The organism is Qipengyuania sp. L-5Y (assembly GCF_056859455.1).
Genome location: NZ_JBSXOM010000032.1, coordinates 472,451 through 493,370 on the forward strand (window position 1 = coordinate 472,451; position 20,920 = coordinate 493,370).

At 61.1% G+C, this 20,920-nt stretch carries 17 protein-coding genes; 6 read left to right on the forward strand and 11 right to left on the reverse strand.

The window, feature by feature from the left end; all coding sequences use genetic code 11:
• The first annotated feature begins 120 nt into the window (after positions 1–120).
• A complete protein-coding gene (gene typA, locus AC13F2_RS16025; protein WP_482964859.1) occupies positions 121–1,941 on the forward strand; it encodes a translational GTPase TypA in 1,821 nt (606 codons plus the stop codon).
• Positions 1,942–2,068: 127 nt separating this feature from the next.
• Here typA and AC13F2_RS16030 read toward each other — a convergent pair whose 3' ends face one another.
• Positions 2,069–2,911 carry an outer membrane protein gene (locus AC13F2_RS16030; RefSeq protein ID WP_103024302.1) on the reverse strand — a complete coding sequence of 281 codons (843 nt, stop codon included), beginning with the start codon at positions 2,909–2,911 and terminating at the stop codon, positions 2,069–2,071.
• 211 nt (positions 2,912–3,122) lie between these two features.
• Here AC13F2_RS16030 and putP point away from each other — a divergent pair, with 211 nt between their 5' ends.
• Positions 3,123–4,604, forward strand: coding sequence for a sodium/proline symporter PutP (gene putP, locus AC13F2_RS16035; protein WP_482964858.1), 1,482 nt, complete (start codon positions 3,123–3,125; stop codon positions 4,602–4,604).
• A gap of 40 nt (positions 4,605–4,644) precedes the next feature.
• Complete coding sequence (ggt, locus tag AC13F2_RS16040; protein WP_482964857.1) at positions 4,645–6,426, forward strand: gamma-glutamyltransferase; 1,782 nt, start codon at positions 4,645–4,647, stop codon at positions 6,424–6,426.
• 30 nt (positions 6,427–6,456) lie between these two features.
• On the opposite strand, the gene AC13F2_RS16045 is transcribed toward ggt, so the two are convergent.
• Genes AC13F2_RS16045 through AC13F2_RS16055 form a run of 3 tightly spaced genes read right to left on the reverse strand, consistent with a single transcriptional unit; the run spans position 6,457 to position 10,012 of the window.
• Positions 6,457–8,643, reverse strand: a complete 2,187-nt coding sequence (locus AC13F2_RS16045; RefSeq protein WP_482964856.1) for a TonB-dependent receptor — start codon at positions 8,641–8,643, stop codon at positions 6,457–6,459.
• A 20-nt stretch (positions 8,644–8,663) separates the two neighbouring features.
• Positions 8,664–8,858: a hypothetical protein gene (locus tag AC13F2_RS16050; RefSeq protein WP_103024298.1), complete on the reverse strand. Its 195-nt coding sequence runs from the start codon at positions 8,856–8,858 to the stop codon at positions 8,664–8,666.
• Positions 8,855–10,012: a PepSY-associated TM helix domain-containing protein gene (locus tag AC13F2_RS16055; protein ID WP_482964855.1), complete on the reverse strand. Its 1,158-nt coding sequence runs from the start codon at positions 10,010–10,012 to the stop codon at positions 8,855–8,857. Before AC13F2_RS16055 ends, AC13F2_RS16050 begins: the two co-directional genes overlap by 4 nt.
• A gap of 165 nt (positions 10,013–10,177) precedes the next feature.
• Between AC13F2_RS16055 and AC13F2_RS16060 the strand changes: the two genes are divergently transcribed.
• Positions 10,178–10,846: an extensin family protein gene (locus AC13F2_RS16060; RefSeq protein WP_482964854.1), complete on the forward strand. Its 669-nt coding sequence runs from the start codon at positions 10,178–10,180 to the stop codon at positions 10,844–10,846.
• Here the strand turns inward: AC13F2_RS16060 and AC13F2_RS16065 are convergent.
• The 7 genes from AC13F2_RS16065 to AC13F2_RS16095 form a co-directional block, all read right to left on the reverse strand.
• Entirely contained in the window at positions 10,843–11,511 is a 669-nt protein-coding gene (locus tag AC13F2_RS16065) for a response regulator transcription factor (RefSeq protein WP_482964853.1), read from the reverse strand. The two genes, AC13F2_RS16060 and AC13F2_RS16065, sit on opposite strands and share 4 nt — an antisense overlap.
• Positions 11,512–11,617: 106 nt before the next feature.
• Positions 11,618–12,364, reverse strand: a complete 747-nt coding sequence (locus tag AC13F2_RS16070; RefSeq protein WP_103024294.1) for a proteasome-type protease — start codon at positions 12,362–12,364, stop codon at positions 11,618–11,620.
• A gap of 22 nt (positions 12,365–12,386) precedes the next feature.
• Positions 12,387–13,202 carry a transglutaminase family protein gene (locus AC13F2_RS16075; RefSeq protein WP_196847940.1) on the reverse strand — a complete coding sequence of 272 codons (816 nt, stop codon included), beginning with the start codon at positions 13,200–13,202 and terminating at the stop codon, positions 12,387–12,389.
• Positions 13,202–14,146 (reverse strand): alpha-E domain-containing protein, encoded by a 945-nt coding sequence (locus tag AC13F2_RS16080; RefSeq protein WP_103024292.1) that lies wholly within the window; start codon positions 14,144–14,146, stop codon positions 13,202–13,204. Before AC13F2_RS16080 ends, AC13F2_RS16075 begins: the two co-directional genes overlap by 1 nt.
• Before the next feature lie 16 nt (positions 14,147–14,162).
• The gene (locus tag AC13F2_RS16085) at positions 14,163–15,590 is read right to left on the reverse strand and encodes a circularly permuted type 2 ATP-grasp protein (RefSeq protein ID WP_103024291.1); all 1,428 of its coding nucleotides are present in this window, start codon (positions 15,588–15,590) and stop codon (positions 14,163–14,165) included.
• An 81-nt stretch (positions 15,591–15,671) separates the two neighbouring features.
• Positions 15,672–16,439: an esterase/lipase family protein gene (locus AC13F2_RS16090; RefSeq protein WP_221598613.1), complete on the reverse strand. Its 768-nt coding sequence runs from the start codon at positions 16,437–16,439 to the stop codon at positions 15,672–15,674.
• Between the two features lie 55 nt (positions 16,440–16,494).
• A complete protein-coding gene (locus AC13F2_RS16095) occupies positions 16,495–17,040 on the reverse strand; it encodes a DUF3617 domain-containing protein (protein ID WP_482964852.1) in 546 nt (181 codons plus the stop codon).
• 97 nt (positions 17,041–17,137) lie between these two features.
• Here AC13F2_RS16095 and uvrB point away from each other — a divergent pair, with 97 nt between their 5' ends.
• Both uvrB and AC13F2_RS16105 read left to right on the forward strand, forming a co-directional pair.
• Positions 17,138–19,333 carry an excinuclease ABC subunit UvrB gene (gene uvrB, locus AC13F2_RS16100; protein WP_103024288.1) on the forward strand — a complete coding sequence of 732 codons (2,196 nt, stop codon included), beginning with the start codon at positions 17,138–17,140 and terminating at the stop codon, positions 19,331–19,333.
• A gap of 69 nt (positions 19,334–19,402) precedes the next feature.
• The gene (locus AC13F2_RS16105) at positions 19,403–20,920 is read left to right on the forward strand and encodes a S10 family peptidase (protein ID WP_482964851.1); all 1,518 of its coding nucleotides are present in this window, start codon (positions 19,403–19,405) and stop codon (positions 20,918–20,920) included.

Here is a 20,920-nt window from a genome sequence, read left to right on the forward strand (position 1 = left end):
TGCCTTTCGCGCTACACCGCAACACCTTGCCGCATTGCAGCATCTCCGCTAGGGGCGCGACCGAAACAAGCAGTGCCACTGGGCGTTGACGCTACGGCACCCTAATCGAAAGCACACTTCATGTCCCGCGACCTGCGCAACGTGGCGATCATCGCCCACGTCGACCATGGCAAGACCACTCTTGTCGATCAGCTTTTCCGCCAGTCCGGCACCTTCCGCGAAAACCAGCGCGTGGAAGAACGCGCGATGGATTCGAACGACCTGGAAAAAGAACGCGGGATCACGATCCTTGCAAAGTGCACCAGCGTCGAGTGGAACGGAAAGCGCATCAATATCGTCGATACCCCGGGCCACGCCGACTTCGGCGCCGAGGTCGAGCGTATCCTTTCGATGGTCGATGGCGTCATCCTGCTGGTCGACAGCGCCGAAGGCCCGATGCCGCAGACCAAGTTCGTTACCGGCAAGGCACTCGCCCTCGGTCTGCGTCCGATCGTCGTGGTCAACAAGATCGACCGTGGCGATGCGCGTCCCCAAGAAGTCCTCGACGAAGTCTTCGACCTCTTCGCTTCGCTCGATGCCAATGACGACCAGCTCGATTTCCCCAGCCTGTGGGCTTCGGGTCGCGATGGTTATGCCAGCGATGACGAACACGCCCGCGACGGCAATCTAGAACCGCTGTTCCAGTTGATCGTCGATCACGTACCCGCGCCGGGCCTCGATGCGGAAGCGCCTTTCAGCTTCCTCGCCACTCTGCTCGACCGCGACAATTTCATGGGCCGTGTTCTGACCGGACGCGTTCAGTCGGGCAAATTGAATGTCAACGATCCGATCCATGCGCTCGATTCACAGGGCAATGTGATCGAAGTCGGCCGCGCGACGAAGCTGCTGAGCTTCGATGGCCTCGACCGCGTACCGGTCGATAGCGCCGAAGCGGGCGACATCATCGCTCTTGCAGGTCTGGAAAAGGCCACGGTGTCGAACACCGTCGCAGATCCGAGCGTAAAGACGCCGATCGAAGCCCAGCCGATCGATCCGCCCACGCTCGCCATGCAGTTCTCGGTCAATGACAGCCCCCTCGCCGGTCGCGAAGGCAGCAAGGTCACCAGCCGCATGATCCGCGATCGCCTTTACCGCGAAGCGGAAACCAATGTCGCCATCCGCATCACGGAAAGCGAAGACAAAGACAGTTTCGAAGTCGCCGGTCGCGGCGAACTCCAGCTCGGCGTGCTCATCGAGACGATGCGCCGCGAAGGGTTCGAACTCGGCATCAGCCGCCCACGCGTGCTGTTCCGCACCGAGAATGGTCAGCGCATGGAACCGTTCGAGACGGTCGTCATCGACGTGGACGACGAACACTCCGGTACCGTCGTCGAGAAGATGCAGCGCCGCAAGGCAGAGCTTACCGAGATGCGCCCGTCGGGCCAGGGCAAGACGCGCATCACCTTCTCCGCTCCCAGCCGCGGCCTCATCGGTTACCACGGCGAATTCCTGTCCGACACGCGCGGCACGGGCATCATGAACCGCCTGTTCGAGAAGTACGATACCTATCGCGGCCCCATCGAAGGACGCCAGAACGGCGTGCTTATCTCGATGGTCCCGGGTGAAGCAGTCCCCTATGCGCTTAACGCTCTGGAAGACCGCGGCGAATTGTTCATCCGTGGCGGCGCCAAGATCTATGAAGGCATGATCATCGGCGAAAATGCCAAGCCGGACGATCTCGAAGTGAACCCGATGAAGTCGAAGCAGCTCACGAACTTCCGTTCGACCGGCAAAGACGACGCCATCCGCCTGACTCCTCCCCGCGTCATGACGCTGGAACAGGCCATCGCCTATATCGATGACGACGAAATGGTCGAAGTCACGCCCGAGAGCATTCGCCTGCGCAAGGCGATCCTCGATCCGCATGAACGCAAGCGCGCCAAGCGCGCAGCGCAGAGCTAAGCTCTTCGCCGACGCTGCCGCCGGCATCGGCTACGGAAAGTAGCGCGGCGGCAGCAGCAAATCGGGCATACAAAAAGGGCGGCCGCAGCGATGCGACCGCCCTTTCTATTTTAGCTTGTGACCTGGATCAGAAGCGGAAGTTGAGACCCGCACGGAACGAGTTCACTTCGAGCTGACGTCCGGTCGAACGCAGGTTCGTTTCGCCCGAGTCGAGCAGGAACGGGTTGGTTGCAGGAGCCGAACCGGCGCCGACTACAACGTAATAATCGTCCTTTTCGAAGTGGGTACGAAGGTATTCCACGTTCAGGCTGATGCTGTCGGTCAGGTAGATTTCTGCACCTGCGCCGTACTGTGCACCCCACAGCCACTCATCGCCGTTCACCGGGGTGAAGCTGTTGGCAGTGTTGGTCGTGGTGAATTCGTGATCGATCCGGCCATACGTCACACCACCGGTGGCGTAGAGAAGACCGCGGCCATCACCGGGCGAGATACCGAGGCGTGCGCGAAGAGCGCCAGCATAATCGATCTCACGGGCAATGGTGTAGCTCGCAGGCGTCGTGCTGAACCCGGTGGTGTAATCGGTAGCGTTCGACTTCGAACCCTCCAGCACCACACCGGCTACGAACATGTCGCCAATGCGACGGTCCATACCGATCTTGATGGCGTAGCCCAGTTCCTGTTCGTCGTCGCTGCAGGTCGGCGTAGCCGGACCAGCATTCGGCCGACCGTTGCACAGACCGGGAGAGAACGCATCTGCACCGGTAATGGTGCGCACGACATCGTTGTATTCACCGTCGCCGTCGGTGTCGAAAGCCAGACCTTCGTCCTTGCCATCGTCGATGGATTCGACGCTGAGCGTGCCGCCGACATAGACGCCGTTGAAGTAGTCCGGATTGCTGTCCTGCGCGAAGGCAGGCTGAGCGATTGCGCCCGCCAGAACGGCGGTTGCCAGAAGTGTCGATTTTTTCATTGAGAAACCCTGTAACTGTTTGACCCTGTTGCAACACAGACGCCCGAGGCTGGCCCGCGTTCCCTTGCTAAATGCAGCTTTTCTGAAGTGTCGCTTTCAAGTCACACTCGGGTTTTCGCATCGGCGCGGTATCGATGACGCACAGCGGCGGTTTTCCACCCGAAACCCGTGCAGTGGCCATTGGTCCGCGGTTCTGTTAAAGGGCGCACCCATGCCAACGGGAACATATATTTCACTCGCCTTATATTTTATTCTCATGATCGCGATCGGTCTGTGGGCCTGGAAACGCTCCACCGACACCAGCGAAGGGTATCTCCTCGCCGGTCGCAATCTGCACCCTGCAGTTGCTGCGCTTTCGGCTGGCGCTTCGGACATGAGCGGCTGGTTGCTGCTCGGCCTACCCGGCGCGCTGTATGCCAGCGGCCTGGTCGAAGCATGGATCGGCATCGGTCTTTTCATCGGCGCACTGGCCAATTGGTTCATCGTGGCGCCGCGTCTGCGCGAACAGACCGAGAGCTATGGCAATGCGCTGACCATTCCGGAATTCCTCGCCAATCGCTTCCCAGACAGGGCCGTGGCGCTGCGGGTCGTGTCGGCTTTGATCGTGGTGGTCTTCTTCGCGGTATATACCGCCGCAGGACTTGTCGGTGGCGGCAAGCTGTTCGAAACGAGCTTTGCAGGACTGTTCGGCGATGTGGGCATGTCCGATTACATGTTGGGCATCTGGATCACGGCGCTGGTCGTGCTTGCCTACACCATGGTTGGCGGTTTCCTGGCGGTGAGCCTGACGGACTTCGTCCAGGGCCTCATCATGGTCGTCGCGCTGGTTGTAATGCCCCTGGTCGTGATGTTCGGCGAAGGTGGCAGTGCGGGCGGTTCGCTCACGCAGGTTCCTGTTGAAGGCTTTCTCAGTCTTACCAACGGCCTGACCGTTCTTGGCTTCATCAGCGCTGTAACCTGGGGTCTTGGCTACTTCGGTCAGCCGCATATTATCGTGCGCTTCATGGCAATCGATACGGTGGCGAAGGTTCGGCCCGCTCGTAACATCGGCATGACGTGGATGGGCGTAGCCCTGCTCGGCTCCATCGGCATCGGGATCGCGGGCCGCGCCTTTACGCAGCGCAATGGCATTGTCGTCGAAGATCCCGAAACGATCTTCATCGTCCTGGCGAACCTATTGTTCCATCCACTGGTGACCGGCTTCCTTCTCGCTGCGCTACTGGCAGCCATCATGTCGACGATTTCCTCCCAGTTGCTGGTCGCCTCCAGTTCGCTGACCGAGGATTTCTACAAGCTCTTCTTCCGCAAGAATGCCTCCGAACGTGAGAGCGTGAATGTGGGGCGCATCTGCGTCGCTCTCGTGGCGATCGCGGCCATCATCATAGCCAGCGACCCCGAGAGCGAGGTGCTCGGCCTCGTTTCCAACGCATGGGCCGGCTTCGGCGCGGCGTTCGGCCCGCTTATCATCCTGTCGCTGACGTGGGATCGCATGACGGGCACGGGTGCAGTCGCCGGTCTCGTTACCGGTGCTGCCGTTGTCATGGCCTGGATCGCGCTCGGCTGGAATTCGGCCCTGCCGGGAATGGATCAGGGCCTGTACGAGATCGTGCCCGGCTTCATTGCCGCCTGGATTGCAATCGTCATGGTGAGCAAGGCAACGTCGGGAACGACCGACCGCCCCTTGCCAGCCTGACACGCTTTCTTCACACGTCTCCCAAACGGAGGAGACGAATATGAAAGCGTTACTGGCCGGCGCTGCCGCCCTTGCCCTGACCGTGAGCCCTGCCACCGCGCAGGTCTCCGCGGATAAGCCCTCTGTCGAACAGCAGATTGGCGCCGGCGGCCGTCCGGTCGGCGCGAACTGGTCGCGCAGTCCGGTAATCGCACAGCATGGCATGGCGGCCACCGCGCATCCCCTTGCCACGCAAGTCGCGCTCGACGTTCTCAAGGATGGCGGCAACGCGGTCGATGCGGCGATTGCCGCCAATGCCGCGCTCGGCCTGATGGAACCCACCGGCAACGGCATAGGCGGCGATCTGTTCGCGATCATCTATGATCCCAAGAGCGGAAAGCTTTACGGCATCAACGGTTCGGGCCGCAGCCCCAAGGGCCAGACGCTCGACCAGCTCAAACAGAAACTGAACGGCGCCGACGCCCTGCCTCCCTATGGCGCATTGCCGATTACCATTCCGGGCACGGTTGATGCGTGGTTTGCCATGCACGACCGGTTCGGCAAGCGTCCGATGGCCGATAACCTTGCACCTGCCATACGGTATGCCCGCGAAGGTCACCCCATCGCCCCGGTCATCGGCATGTATCTCGACCGGGCGTTCAAGGCCTATTCCGCGCGCGAGGATGAATTCGATTTCTCCAATGCGCGCAAGGTCTGGTTCGCCGACGGCGCCCCCGAGGCTGGTGAGATTTTCCGCAACCCCGACCTTGCCAATACGCTCGAGACCATCGCCCGCGAGGGGCGTGACGCCTATTACGATGGTGCGCTCACCGATGTCATGGTGGACTATCTCCAGGCTCAGGGCAGCGCCTTCACCCGCGATGATTTCGCCTCCCATCACAGCGAGTGGGTCGAGCCTGCCTGTGCGGAATACAAGGATGGCTACGAACTGTGCGAACTGCCACCGAACAGCCAGGGCTTTGCTGCTTTGCAGATGGTCAACATTCTCAAGAATATCGACCTGTCGCAGTGGGAGCGTGGCAGTCCTGAAGCGATGCACTATCTCGTGGAAGCGAAGCGCCTCGCTTACGCTGACGTTGCACGTTTCTACGCCGATCCGGATTTCAGCCCGTTCCCGCAGGCCTTGCTATCGGACGAATACGGTGCGGAGCGGTTCGGACTCATCGATCCGGCTCGTGCCACTCCGGAATTCGGACCGGGCGAGCCGAAGCTTGAGGGTGAAGGCGATACCACCTACATGACAGTGGTGGACGGCGATGGCATGATGGTCAGCCTTATCCAGTCGAACTATCGCGGCATGGGCGGCGGGCTGGTTGCGCCCGGCACCGGCTTCATGTTCCAGGATCGCGGCGAACTATTCAGCCTCGATCCGGCGCATCCCAATGCCTACGAACCCGGAAAGCGCCCCTTCCAGACGATCATCCCGGCGTTCGTGAAGAAGGATGGCCAGCCCTACATGACCCTTGGCCTGATGGGCGGCGGCATGCAGCCGCAGGGCCATGTGCAGGTACTCGTCAACATCGTCGATTACGGCATGAACCTGCAAGAAGCAGGCGATGCCGCGCGCTTCAACCACGATGGTGGCCCACAGCCGACAGAGGCGCTGAACGGTCCCTTTGCCGACCCGCTCGGCACCCTGTTCGTCGAACCCGGCATTCCTGCCGAAACGGTGGAGCGGTTGCAGGCCATGGGCCACAAGGTCGAAGTGATCGACAACGGCATCATGTTCGGCGGATATCAGGCAATCGCCCGCGATCCCGAAACCGGCGTGCTGACCGGCGCAACCGAAATGCGCAAGGATGGGCAGGCCAGCGGGTACTGATCCCGCGCCGGCCTTCCCTTTCCGGCAACCTTAGAAGTCGATCGAGACCGATCCCCGGAAGGTACGCGGGCGCCCCTGCAGCAGCCGCGCCGTGTCTCCCGATGCGAACGCACTGTATGACGAGCTCCAGAACCGTTCGTCGGTCACATTGTCGACGCCGAAGCGCAGGGTGATCGGCGCGCCGCCCGCTGCAAGCACATAGCGGGCTCCGAGGTCGAGCGTGGTCCAGTCGTCCAGATAGCTGGTATTGGTCACGTTTGCAGCCTGCTCACCCGTATGGATAGCGCGTCCGGTCAAGGTGAAACCGGGCACGAAGGGCACGTCCCATTCGACATTGGCGTTCAGGGTGTAGTCGGGCACACCCAGCGCATCGTTGCCTTCGTTCACGCCTCCAGGGGTACGCTTGAGCTTCGCATCGACCACCGACCCGCCGGCTATCAGGCGCAGTCCATCTGTCGGCTGGACCGTAAAGAACAGCTCGATCCCACGGTTGCGCTGCTCCCCATATCGGCCGAACCGCAGCTGCCCCGGCACGTCGGGATCAACCGCGAGATAGCTGCTGGGCTGTTCGATCGTGAATAGCGCAAGGCTCGCCTGTACACGGTCCAGCCCGATCTTTCCGCCGACTTCATATTGCACGGATCGCGCCGGTGCGAGCGCCTGTCCACCATTTGTAACCGGCAATTCTCCCGATCCGGGATTGTCCGGATCGATGCCGCTGACAGGCGCGCGGGCGCCAGGTTGCAGCCCCTCGATGCGGTTGGCGAACAGCGAAATCCGCTCGGCCGGCTTGACCACCAGGCCGACAACCGGGGTGATCGCCGAGGTGCTGAGCCGGCCCGTGAAGTCGCCGGTCGCAACGTCGTAGTTCTTCTGCGTGATTTCCTGAAGCCGCAACCCGCCCGTCAACAGGATGCGATCGTTCCAGAAACCGATGGTGTCGGAAGCAAATGCGCTAAGCTGAACCGATCGCGAATTGAGCTTTGGATCGTCCAGATCCCCGCTGGCAAAAGTGCTGACAGGGGAAATGGGCGCGTCCACAGGGTCGTAAAGATTGGTGTCGTACCCCGCGCGGAAATCGAAGGCGGTACGGAATTGCTGCCAGTTGATATTGCCGCCGAAGTTGATTTCGTGCGTCACGGCCTCGCCCAGTTTGACGCGCAGCCCCGCTTCCACTGCCTCATTGTTGATGCGCGCGGGAATGATGGACGGGCCGATCGTGCCAGCACCCGTTTCGGCATCGGTTATGGTGATCCCGCCGTAAGTGCCCTCTTCATTGCCATCCAGCGCGCCGCCACTGACATAAAGCATGGCATTGTCGGCTACATCGTATTCGATGCGGGCAAGGCCGAAAATGTCCTGCAGCTCGGTACGGGCGAAAGACGGACCATAATTGAGATCCGCCTCGGGCACTTTGGGAATTGCGCCGTTGCCGATCACTACCTGCGGGCGAAGATGGTTCACCTCATAACGCTGATAGGCGCCATCCAGCGTGACCCGCAGATTATCGGTAGTCCAGTCGAACGATACGCCGCCAACGATTGTGCGGCGAAACTCGTCGTTCACTGCGACATCGCCGCTGCGATAGGCACCGTTGACCCGCACACCGAACTGGTCATTTTCGCCAAACCGGCGGGCAATGTCTGCGCTGCCGCCGAAATGGCTATCGGACAGATAGCTTGCCGTGACGCGCGTCAGCGGGCTGTCACCTGCACGCTTCAGCTGCAGGCTCACATTGCCGCCGATCCCGGTTCCGCCCGGCGCCGCGCCATTCAGAAATGCGTTCGCCCCGTTCAGCACCTGAACACCCGAATACAGCTCGGGCGCGATAAGCTGGCGCGGGCTGATGCCGTAAAGACCGTTCATCCCGATATCGTCGCCGTAAAGCGGGAAACCGCGGATCACGAACTGTTCCGCTGCATTTCCGAACGCGTAGGTAGTCCGGATCGAAGGGTCGTTTTCCAGAACCTCTCCCAATGTCAGCGGTTGCTGGTTCAGGATCAGGCTTTCATCGAATGTGCGCACCACGAACGGAACGTCCAGAGCATCCTTGGCGCCCAGAACTCCCAGCGTTCCGCCCGAGATGACTTCCGTCTGATTGGCACGCTGGGCGGAAACGACGATCACTTCCTGTGACGTCCCCTCCTGCGCCTGCGCAGGGGCAGCAATGACCGCGGCAATGGCAAATGCCGGAAGCGGGAGGAGGTGCAATTTCATCATTGGTTCTTTCATCGGTTCTAGCGGGAAGTACGGCGCACCAGCGCCGCGAAAATGACGGCCGGGGCAATGCCGACCAGGATCCAGGCTAAAAGGTCACGCGCGCCATCGCCGGTCAGTCCGAGTACGAGTCCGGCGATAGAAGCCACGCCGATCGCAATCGGCCAGCGAAACACCGTGGCAGTGCTCTGACGATGCCGCGTCCTGTGGCTCATGCGGGCATCTCCTTGCGTGCACCAAGGGCGATCTCATCGACGCGGCGGTCGATCTCCCCGCCGCGGCGGCGTAGCCACAGAAAGATGCCAGTCCAAAGCACCCAGATCGTTGCCAGCGTCAGCAGCGCCCACAGGATTTTGAGCGGCAAGCCACCATAATCGCCGAAGTGGAGCGGCTTGGACATCATCAGTGCCTGATTGATTGCAGGCATGGTCCGCGCATCCGTGAGTTCGCCCGTCGCAGCATCGACTAGCGCCGGGGTCAGCAGGTGTTCCGTGACAGGGCGGTCGCCCTGAAAGAAAATCGCATAGTGATGACCGGAACTCCACGATCCGCCGGGAAATCCGATGAACTGCGGGTTACGACCGGGCAGCGCGTCCTGCGCCGCAGCCATGGCCTTGTCGATCGAACCGTAATCTGCGGGCGCCAAGGGCTGCGAACTGGCATAGGCGGCCGTCATTTCCGCAATTTCGCCATTGCGCCACGCGTCCGTCAGCGGATCGGCAAAGGCATTGATCGCACCCGTCGCGCCTACGACGAGCGCCCAGACCAGCGTTACGATACCAAGGAAATTATGCCGATCGAGCCGTTTGACGCGCAGGCTGCGTCGCGTGCGCAGCGTGCCGAACCGCAGTCGGCGCATGAATGGTGCATACAGTACCGTGCCGGATATCAGGGCGACGATGAAGCTGATGCCCATTACGCCGAGAAAAAGCATCCCGGGCAGGCCGAGAAACATGTCCGTATGCAGTTGCAGCAGAAAGTCGAGCAGCGGATTGACCGGCGCAGGCCCCAGCGCTTCGCCTGTAACGCGATCGAGAAATTGGAGATGCATGTCACCGCTTGCCGCATCCGGCGCCGGACCGGTCGTAACGGTCAGCAGCGGGCTGTCCTGACTGAACGCCATGAACAGAGGGACTTCACCGGGACGTTCCGCCAGGGCGCGGTCCAGCATCGTATCCAGCGGTAGTCCGCCTTCCGACGAAGCGACGCCCGACAGCGATTTCTCCGTATCGAAGCCCATGGCGGCATCCATCTCGTCGTGAAAGATCAGCGGCAGTCCGCTCACGCACAACATGAGCAGGAACGCCGTCGGGATGAGGCTGCTCCATTTATGGATCAGATACCAGATTCGGATAGTCGTGCGGCTCACGCCCCGCCCGTTACGAACTCATGGACGGATTGGCAATGATAATCATTCGCAATAGCATGGCTGCGTGTTTGCGTTGCCGAATTTCTACACTTGCGGCGCTTCGGTGCATCTCTTTTCAAAGTCCGTTAGGACGAAATTAACCATGTCTGGGAAATACATTCCTCGATGCGATTGCAGCCTGCCTTCTTAGCCTTTCTCCTTCTGGCCCTGACGGGTTGCGGCGCAGTACCTGGTTCCAAGCCGATTGAACGGGTCGCGCGGCAGGCAGGGTCCGTCCCTGTTGCGGTTGCGCGACCCGAAGTTCGCCAGTGCCAGGCCGAATTGGGGCAGACGGGGTCGCGCTTCTCTCCTTTGACGGACAGGTTTTACGGAGCTGGCTGCTCGACCACGAACAGCGTGAGCCTGCAGGGCGTCGGCGGCGACCGGGGCGAATTTACTGTTACCAATCTGGGCGCTGTGGCCTGTCCGCTCGCCAATACCTTTGCCGCTTGGGCGCGGTACGGAGTCGATCGTGCAGCACGCCAGATCCTTGGCAGCCCGCTGGTTCGCATCGAAACCATGGGCAGCTACTCCTGCCGCAATGTCGCCGGAACCGGCCGTTTGAGCGCCCATTCGCGCGCCGAAGCGATCGATGTATCCGCTTTCGTCCTGGCCGATGGACGCCGTATTTCGGTATTATCGGGCTGGAATGCCTCGCGCCAGGAACGCGAATTCCTGCAGGTCATCCATAAAAGTGCGTGCAAGCGCTTCGGCACCGTACTGGGTCCCGATTACAATCGGGCGCATCACGACCACTTCCATCTGGAGCACGGAACAGGAAGTTTCTGCCGTTAGGCCGCGTTGGCCCCGATCTCTGGTGTTGGATCGTCACCCAGCCGCGCTTCGAAAAACAGCTTCACTGCCTTGGCCAGATGATCGGCATCGAGCTTCGTCATCATGTTGGCCCGGTGGATTTCCACCGTGCGCGGACTGATATGGAGCTCGCGCGCAATGACCTTGTTGCTGCACCCTTCGGTCAACCAGTCGAGCACCTGCCTCTCGCGCGGAGACAGGTTGGCGATCCTGTCGCGCGCTTCCGCAATTCTTCGCCGCGCCATCACGTGATTGTCGGCATCGGTCAAGGTGCGCGAAATCGCTTGGGTGACCCTTTCGCCGCGCAGTGGCAGCTTCATATAGTCCAGAACGCCCGCCTTGATCGCTTCCACAACATGGGTCGGTCGCGGTTCCTGGGGCGTTGCTATGACAGGGATCCAGTACCCTTGGTCTGACAACGCCTTGAGGACGTGCGCAGCGCTTTCGCCCTCCGGATCGTCATAGGCCAGGACTATGCCCGATTGAGGGGGACGCTCCATGAGCTCGGCGACATTAGCATAGATTTCGGAATGAAGCCCAAGACTGTAAATCAGATGAGCCTGCTCCGCCCTGCATCTGCTATTACCACCTACGATATGTACCGTATGCCGTTCGTTCATGATTGACGAGGTGAGGGAATCCGGCACCGACCGTATATCCGTAATATTACGGGTGCGGATTATTACCGAGGCCAAAGACCCCTGATTGGGTAATTTTACCTAGTCGATACGCTATAGTAAAACCCTGTTTTCGTTAATCTTCTCGGTAAAAGCTGTAATCCGGCAGGGAGTGAAAAGCGTTTTTGAGCGCGTCGCCCCAGCTCGAAGAGATCGCCTGGAAGTACGGATCGTCATGCGTGATGCGATGTTCGTGCTTCGGTTTGAACCCGTTGCGTTCGATCACCTGCAGGTCCAGCGGCAAACCGACCGAAAGGTTCGCCTTCAGCGTGGAATCGAAACTGACCATCAGCAGTTTCACCGCATCTTCCATGCTCATTTCCGGATCATAGCCGCGGATGATGATCGGTCGGCCGTATTTGGTCTCGCCGATCTGGAAGAACGGGGTGTCCCGGCTCGCCTCGATGAAGTTGCCTTCGGGGTAGACCATGAACAGCCGCGGCTCCATGCCGGCAATCTGCCCTGCGACGATGATCGACGCCGTGAAGCGCCCCCTGCCCTTCACCCCGTTCGAATCCTGGCGTTCCGCGATGATCGTTCGCAGCAGCTTGCCGATTTCGGTCGCGACCTGGAACATGGTCGGCGATTTGAGGATGATGTTGTCCCGCTCGTCCGGTTCCTTCATCCGTTCCTCGAGCTGGCTGATGACCGCCTGCGTGCTGGCCAGATTGCCGGCCGTCAGCAGCGTGATGATCCGCTCGCCCGGGACGTTCCAGGTGAACATCTTGCGAAAGACCGAGATATTGTCGACGCCGGAATTGGTGCGCGTATCGCTCATCAGGACGAGTCCCTTGTCGAGCATCATGCCCACACAATACGTCATCTGGATTTTCCTCTCGGCAGAATTACTGCTGCACTTGCTGCTGCTCTACCGCCACATCGACTTCGAGCACGGTTGACGTCGTGCCGAAACTGATTCCGGTCACAGGCGCGGCATCGCGATAATCGCGGCCGGTTGCAACCCGTACATATCGTTCGTCCGGGCTGATCCCGTTGGAAATATCGAATCCGACCCAGCCAAGTTCATCGACATAGGCTTCCGCCCAGGCATGGCCCGCCTCCTGCTCGACCCGGTCGTTCATCATCAGATAGCCGCTGACATATCGCGCCGGAATGCCCAGCGAACGGGCGATACCGATGAAGATATGCGCGTGGTCCTGGCACACGCCGTTTGCCGCCGCATAGGCTTCTTCGGCGATGGTGCGCGAATGGGTCGTCCCGGTCTTGTATTCGACCCGGTCGAGGATCGCGCCGGACAGGTGATGCAACGTATCGAGGCGACTTTCGCTGCGCTTGCCCACTTCACCGGCCAGCTTGCGCATTCCGGGGCCTGGCGTCGTCTGCGGTGTCTGCGCCAGAAAGCTCCACAGCGGAAGATGTCCTGCATGGCGCCCGATCACGCCCGCGTGATCGTGGGTATCCACCCGCCCGCGGCAGGTGACGGTCACCTCCTGCGCCCCGGTTTCGACCGAGACCAGGTTTACCGTGTTGTGATGCTGGTCCTCGTAAACGAACTCGGGATGGGCATTGTGATATTCCATCTCCCATTCGAGGATTTCCTGCCCCTGCGTCTGCTTCGGGGTCAGCCGCAGGCGCTGCAACGCATGAACCACGGGCGTGTCGAATAGATAGCGAGTCGTATGACGGATAGAGAGGCGCATCAGGCAAGGAACCTGTAATCTGTGGCGATCGCTTGTCCGATCGCGACGTTCGACGCCATGAAGTCGACAAGGAACTCGTGCAGCCCCTGATCGAAGACGTCCTCGATGGTAAGGTCGGCTATTCGCGTATCTGCCTCGCGCATCAGGCTGTTGCTGACGCCTTCCTGGCCGTGCAGCCGGGCCAGCGCGGCAAGGTTGGCGCGCAGTTCGGAATGGCAGAACGCCAGGCTGCGCGGGAATCCGTCGTCCAGTATCAGGAATTCGCAGATCCCGCGGGCATCGATCTGTCCGGCGTTGAGCCAGCGATAGGCGCGGTCCCCGGAGACGGATCGCAGGACCTGATCCCACTGCCCTGTATCCAGGCTCGATCCGACGTAGGAAAGCGACGGCAGCAACAGGTAGTATTTGATGTCGAGGATGCGGGCGATGCTGTCGCCGCGCTCGATGAAGGTGCCGGCCTGCGCGAAGTGGTACCCTTCGTCGCGCAGCATGGAACCTTCCATCGCCCCGTGTGCCAGCGTGCCGGCGCGCCGGATGGTGGCGACCGTATCCATGACGCGGTTCTCGCCCACCGGCTTCGCCAGCTGGTCCTTGATCTCCAGCCAGGGTTCGTTGATCGCTTCCCACAACTCGCTGCTGATCGCATTGCGCGCCTGCCGCGCGTTCTGGCGAACCTGCCCGAACATGGCGAGGATCGAAGACGGATTGTCCTTGTCCCGAAGAATGTGGTTCCAGGTCTGCATGCCCGTATATGTCGCATGCTTCGCCTCGTACCCGACCCGCTGACCGGCCGTGGCGATGACCGATCGCCATTCCTCCTCCGCCGTCACCAGATCGCGGGTCAGCGCCATGCGCAGACCGGCATCGAGAAGACGCGCCGTGTTTTCCGCCCGCTCGAGATAGCGGAACATCCAGAACAGGCCGTTGGCAGTCCGCCCTAACATGATGAATTCCCGCGCATCAGTCTTTCAGCACCCAGGTATCCTTGGTGCCCCCGCCCTGGCTTGAATTCACGACGAGCGAGCCTTCCTTAAGCGCGACACGCGTGAGCCCACCGGGCGTAATGTCGATCTTGTCCGGTGAAACCAGCACGAAGGGCCGCAGATCGACGTGGCGCGGCACCAGCCCCTTCTTCGTAAAGATCGGGCAGGTCGAAAGCGCCAGCGTCGGCTGGGCAATGTAATTCCACGGCTTGTCGACGATCTTGCGCCGGAATTCCTCGATTTCCTTCTTGGTCGCGGTCGGACCGATCAGCATTCCGTACCCGCCGGAACCGTGCACTTCCTTCACCACCAGCTCGGCCAGATTGTCGAGCACGTATTTGCAGGATTCCTCATCTGCGCAGCGATGGGTTTCGACATTGGGCAGCAATGGCTTTTCGCCGGTATAGAACTCGACGATTTCGGGCATGAAGGAATAGATTGCCTTGTCGTCGGCAACGCCCGTCCCCGGCGCATTGGCAATGGTCACGCCGCCGCTGCGATAGACATCCATGATGCCCGGCACGCCCAGCACGCTGTCCTCGTTGAAAGTCAGCGGATCGAGGAATTCGTCGTCTACCCGCCGGTAAATCACATCGACGGGCTGGTAACCATGGGTGGTACGCATCGCCACTCGACCGTCGACTACCCGCAGGTCGCTTCCTTCGACCAGCTCAGCACCCATCTGGTCGGCCAGAAACGCATGCTCGAAATAGGCGGAATTGTAGATGCCCGGCGTCAGCACCGCGACGACCGGTTTGCCGCGCGTGCAATCGGGCGCACAGGCAGCAAGGCTCTTGGCCAGGCGGCGTGGATAGTCCGATACCTGCTCCACCGGGACGCGCATGAACAGCTCGGGGAACATGGCCATCATCGTCTCGCGGTTTTCCAGCATGTAGCTGACACCGGACGGCGTGCGGGCATTGTCCTCCAGCACGTAAAATTCATCGGGCCCGGTGCGCACCAGGTCGATACCGACGATATGGGTGTAAATCCCGCCGGGCGGCGTGAAGCCGACCATGTGGGGCAGCCATGCCGCATTATTGCTGAACAGTCGTTCGGGTATGCGGCCCGCCCGGATGATCTCCTGCCGGTGGTAGAGATCGTGCATGAATGCGTTGAGCGCCGATACGCGCTGTTCGATCCCGCGCGTAAGCTTGCGCCACTCGGCCGCGCTGATGACGCGCGGCACCATGTCGAACGGGATCAGCCGCTCTTCGGCTTCATTCTCGCCGTACACATTGAACGTGATGCCAGTCTTGCGGAAATTGGTCTCGGCTTCGGCATGTTTGCGCCGAAGCAAGGCATTGTCCTGTCCGTCAAACCATTGGCAATAGCCTGCGTAGGCATCTCTCACGCCGCCATCCGGCTTGCGCATTTCGTCGAAATAATCGGCGCTGCCGGTCATGGGTCCCCGAACTGGATGTGCATGTCGTCCCTCGACAAGACGACGCGAGGGCAGGAAGCCCCCCTTCAAGGGAACAAGTATCTAATCCCTATCCAGTTCCCCCAGCACGGCTTCGACCGCTTCATTTGTCAGGACGAAGCCCATGTGCGAACAGCGCAAAGCGCGTGCACGGTCACGCTCTCCCGGCTTGCCGCAGGCAGCGCGCGGATCGACGATCCCGTCGCACGGGCTCCAGAAAGCTACCGTTTCGACGGGGGGTTTCTCATGGACGACGGTATCGATCTCGGGTTCATCGACCCGGTGGCCGGCAATCGCCTGATAGGCACGCCAGCCATTGTTCGCTCGCGGGCTGCCGGAAAACGGCGATCCCATCGTGACGACCTTGGCGACCTTGTCAGGATGGGCCTTTGCCAGTTCGCGCGCCATGACGCCGCCCAGGCTCCATCCGACCAGATAGATGGGCGTGCCGGTCCGGCGATAGATATCGACCAGACGGCGCTCGACCATCTGGAACCGCGCCTGGGTGGCGCCGAAATTATAGCCCAGCCCCCATTTCTTGGTGATGTGCCCGGCCTTTTCCAGCTTGCGTGCCATCCACCGCATACGGATGGGATGGGCGCCAAACCCGGGCAGCAACATCACGGTCTTCGGGGTCTGGGCCGCCGGGATCTCCAGCGGCGGGCCTACCAGACGGCGCAACGGTTCGATCGGCCACAGGAATTCCCGCAGCATCAGCTGCCAGCGCGGTCCGCACGCGTCGTCGGGGCATGGCTCGGCGGCCAGCGCCCAACGTCGCGCGATTTCCTCGCGGTGCGTGATCACGGTGTCTTTGAACGGTAACGTTGCCATCACCGCGTAATAATGCGCGAAGCCGATTAATGGCTCCCGAATTTCAATTCGTCATTCAAGCGTCGCAATCACCCAGGCGCTGCTGCGAACTTTTCATCGTCATGGTCATGGTCTGACCGTCCGGCCCTTCGCCGTTCATGGTCATGTTCATTTCCGACGATGTTTCGGTGCCGGTTCCCGTCATGACCATGCGGGCCGTGCCCTGCCCTTCCGCCTTGCAGTTCATGACCGCATCGATGCTGCCGCCCTCGACATCGAATTTTTCGAATGTGCAATCCGAATTGCTGTCCTGCGCCTGCCGGGCCATTTCCTCGAAGCCCTTGTCCGCTTCTTCCTTGGTCAGGCAGTATTCGTGCGATTGTGCTTCCTTGTCGAACATGCTGCGCATCATGTCCTGCACCTGCTCGGGCGCTCCGGGCATGGATACGTCGACGAATTCCACCGTGGCGCGATACTTGCCCGGCTGCGGTCGGACCATGTCGGCCGACCTTGCGGCTGCCTCTTCCATACTGATCTCGCCATCGCCATCGGCGTCCGCATTGCTGCCTCCACAGGCGGCGAGAGTCAGGCTGGCGGCAGCGGCAATCACGAAACGGCGCATCGAATATTCTCCCGAATTGGTGCCCGAAAGCTAGCAGTCGGATCGCCCTTGGCAAGCACCGTTGCGCCTTGCTCCCATGTTCCCCATATGTGCGCATATGAGTGAACTCGTCATCCGCCGCGGCCTCGAAGAACCCGACACAACCGGCGAATTCGTCCCTCACAAACCTGCCCGCCCGGAAAAATCGATGGGCGGCAAGAAGTTCAAGCTCGTCAGCGAATATACGCCGGCCGGCGATCAGCCCACTGCGATTGCCGAACTGACGGGCGCCGCCAAGGATGGCGAACAGACGCAGGTGCTCCTCGGCGTTACCGGATCGGGCAAGACATTCACCATGGCCAAGGTGATCGAGGAATTGCAGCGCCCCGCGCTGATCCTCGCGCCGAACAAGATTCTGGCTGCGCAGCTCTACGGCGAATTCAAGAGCTTCTTCCCAGAAAACGCCGTCGAATATTTCGTATCCTATTACGACTATTACCAGCCCGAAGCCTATGTCCCGCGGTCCGACACCTACATCGAGAAGGAAAGCTCGGTAAACGAAGCGATCGACCGGATGCGCCACTCGGCAACGCGCGCCTTGCTTGAACGTGACGACGTGATCATCGTCGCCTCCGTATCCTGCCTCTACGGTATCGGTTCGGTCGAAACCTATTCCGCGATGATCTTCGACATCAAGAAGGACACGCAGGTCGACCAGCGCGAGCTCATCCGCAAGCTCGTGGCTTTGCAGTACAAGCGCAACGATGCGGCTTTCGCACGCGGCAATTTCCGCGTCCGCGGCGACAATCTCGAAATCTTCCCGTCCCACTATGAAGACATGGCCTGGCGCGTCAGTTTCTTTGGCGACGAGATCGAGGAGATCAGCGAATTCGACCCGCTGACCGGCAAGAAGGGCGCCAGCCTCGACAAGGTGCGGGTCTATGCGAACTCGCACTACGTCACGCCGGGGCCGACGATGAAGCAGGCCTCCGAAGCTATCAAGTTCGAATTGCAGGAACGGCTGAAGGAACTGCACGAAGAAGGGCGGCTTCTCGAAGCTCAGCGCCTCGAACAGCGGACCAATTTCGATCTCGAAATGATCGCGGCAACGGGCAGTTGCGCCGGGATCGAGAATTACAGCCGCTTCCTCACCGGCCGCCTGCCCGGCGAACCGCCGCCGACCCTGTTCGAATATCTGCCTGAAAACTCCCTGCTGTTCGTCGACGAAAGTCACCAGACCGTGCCGCAGATCGGCGCGATGGCGCGCGGGGACCACCGCCGGAAGATCACCTTGGCCGAATACGGTTTCCGGCTGCCGTCGTGCATCGACAATCGCCCGCTGCGGTTCAACGAATGGGACGCGATGCGCCCGCAGACCTTCGCGGTCAGCGCCACGCCGGGCACGTGGGAAATGGAACAGACCGGCGGCGTTTTTGCCGAACAGGTCATCCGCCCCACCGGCTTGATCGACCCTCCGGTCGAAATCAAGCCGGTCGAAGATCAGGTTCAGGACTGCATCGAAGAATGCAAGGCGACGGCCGCCAAGGGCTATCGCACGCTTGTCACCACGCTGACCAAGCGCATGGCGGAAGATCTGACCGAATTCATGCACGAAGCGGGCGTTCGCGTGCGCTACATGCACTCCGATGTCGAAACGCTGGAGCGTATCGAACTGATCCGCGACCTGCGTCTCGGCGTCTACGATGTGCTGGTTGGTATCAACCTTTTGCGCGAAGGTCTCGACATTCCCGAATGCGGGCTCGTCTGTATTCTCGATGCCGATAAGGAAGGCTTCCTGCGCAGCGAAACCAGCCTCATCCAGACCATCGGCCGTGCCGCGCGAAACGTGGAAGGCCGCGTCATCCTTTACGCCGATCGCATCACCGGCAGCATGGAACGGGCGATGGCCGAAACCGACCGGCGCCGGGAAAAGCAGCGCGAATACAACGAAGAACACGGCATCACGCCGCAGACGATCAAGCGCCAGATCGCCGATATCGTCGCCCATACCGCCGCACAGGACGGCGTCACCGTCGATACGGGCGATGACGAGCGCAACAATCTCGTCGGCCACAATCTGCGGGCCTACATCGAAGATCTCGAAAAGCGCATGCGTACGGCTGCTGCCGATCTCGAATTCGAAGAAGCCGGGCGCCTGCGTGACGAAATCCGCCGCCTCGAGAATGACGAGCTCGGCCTCGGAGACGAGGAAAAGAAAGCTCCGCGCGTCGGTCGCAGCGATGCCGGGCGTCCGGGAACGCGCAAGACGCGCTACGGAAAGACCCGCTATAAACGGATGGGCGGCAAACCCTGATCGACGGACGTATTTGACGCGGCTTCGCCTCCCCCCTCATAGACTGTCCGACAAGGGGGACCGAACACCGTGACAAAGAACCGTATTCTCGCCGGCCTGTGCGCCGCCACCGCCCTGACGCTGGCCCCGCAGGCCGTCGCTGCACAGGACAGCACCGACGCCGCGGCGGCCGCCGAACAGCCCCTCACCATCGAACCGCAGGTCCGCACCCGCGACATGACGGGCACGTTCGGCGGGCAGCGCGTTTCCTACAGGGCCACCATCGCCGAGACCGTGCTCAAGGCCGACGACGGCAAGCCGGAAGCGGTCATCGTCACCACCAGCTACGTGAAGCAGCCCCGCGACACCGCGCGCCCCGTCTTCTTCCTCTTCAACGGCGGCCCGGGCTCGGGCTCGGTATGGCTGCAAATGGGTGCCTTTGGCCCCAAACGCGTCGCGATCCCCTCCGACGCGCGCGACGATGGCGCGCCGCCCTACCCGCTGCTCGACAACCCCGACAGTCTGCTCGACGTCGCCGATCTCGTCTTCATCGATCCCCCCGGGACCGGCTTCAGCTATCTGACCGACGGCACCGATCCGAAGAAGTATTACGGGCTGGAGCCCGACGCAGAGGCGGTCGCCAAGGTCATACGCCTGTGGCTCAACAACAACGGCCGCTGGAACAGCCCGAAGTATCTTGGCGGCGAAAGCTACGGCACCACACGCACCGCGATGGTAGCCCGCGAACTGGAAGGCGCGACGTACAACGACGTCGGGCTCAACGGGCTGATCCTGATCTCGACGATCCTCGATTTCGCAGGACGCGAGCCCACACCGGGCAATGAGCTCGCCTATGTGGTCACCCTGCCCAACATGGCGGCCGCGGCCTATTATCATGGTAAGGTCCAGGCCCCCTCGGTCGAAGCGATCGTGGAGGAAGCGCGCCAGTTCGCGATCGGGCCGTTCGCAACCGCGCTGCTCAAGGGACAGGATCTTCCCGATGCGGAACGGGCATCGGTCCGCGCCGAACTGTCGCGCCTGACCGGCCTGTCCGAGCAATATCTGGACAATGCCGACCTGCGCGTGACGGACCAGCGTTTCTACAAGGAACTGCTGCGCGACCGGGGCCTCACCATCGGGCGGCTCGATTCTCGCTATACCGGCCAGGATTACGACAATGCAGGCGAGTACCCTGACGACGATCCCAGCTTCTACGGCATCGATGCAGGCTATACTGCGGCAATCAACAGCTGGGCACGGGACACATTGGGTTTCGAAACCGATCGCGAATACCAGTCCATCGGTCGAGAACCGGGCCGCAACTGGCAGTGGACGCTCAATCAGGGACGCGGCGCCTATCTCAACGTCGCCCCCTTCATCGGGCAGGCCATGCGACAGAACTCCGGCCTCAGGACTTTCGTCGCGCAAGGATACTACGATTTCGCCACGCCCTTTTTCGGTGCGGAATACTCTTTGAACCGGACGGGCATTCCGCAGGACCGGGTGGAGTTCCATTATTACGATGCCGGCCACATGATGTATGTGCGCGACGAGGATCGGGCCAAGCTGTCGAGCGATATTCGCGCCTTCATTCGCAGCGGACGCTGA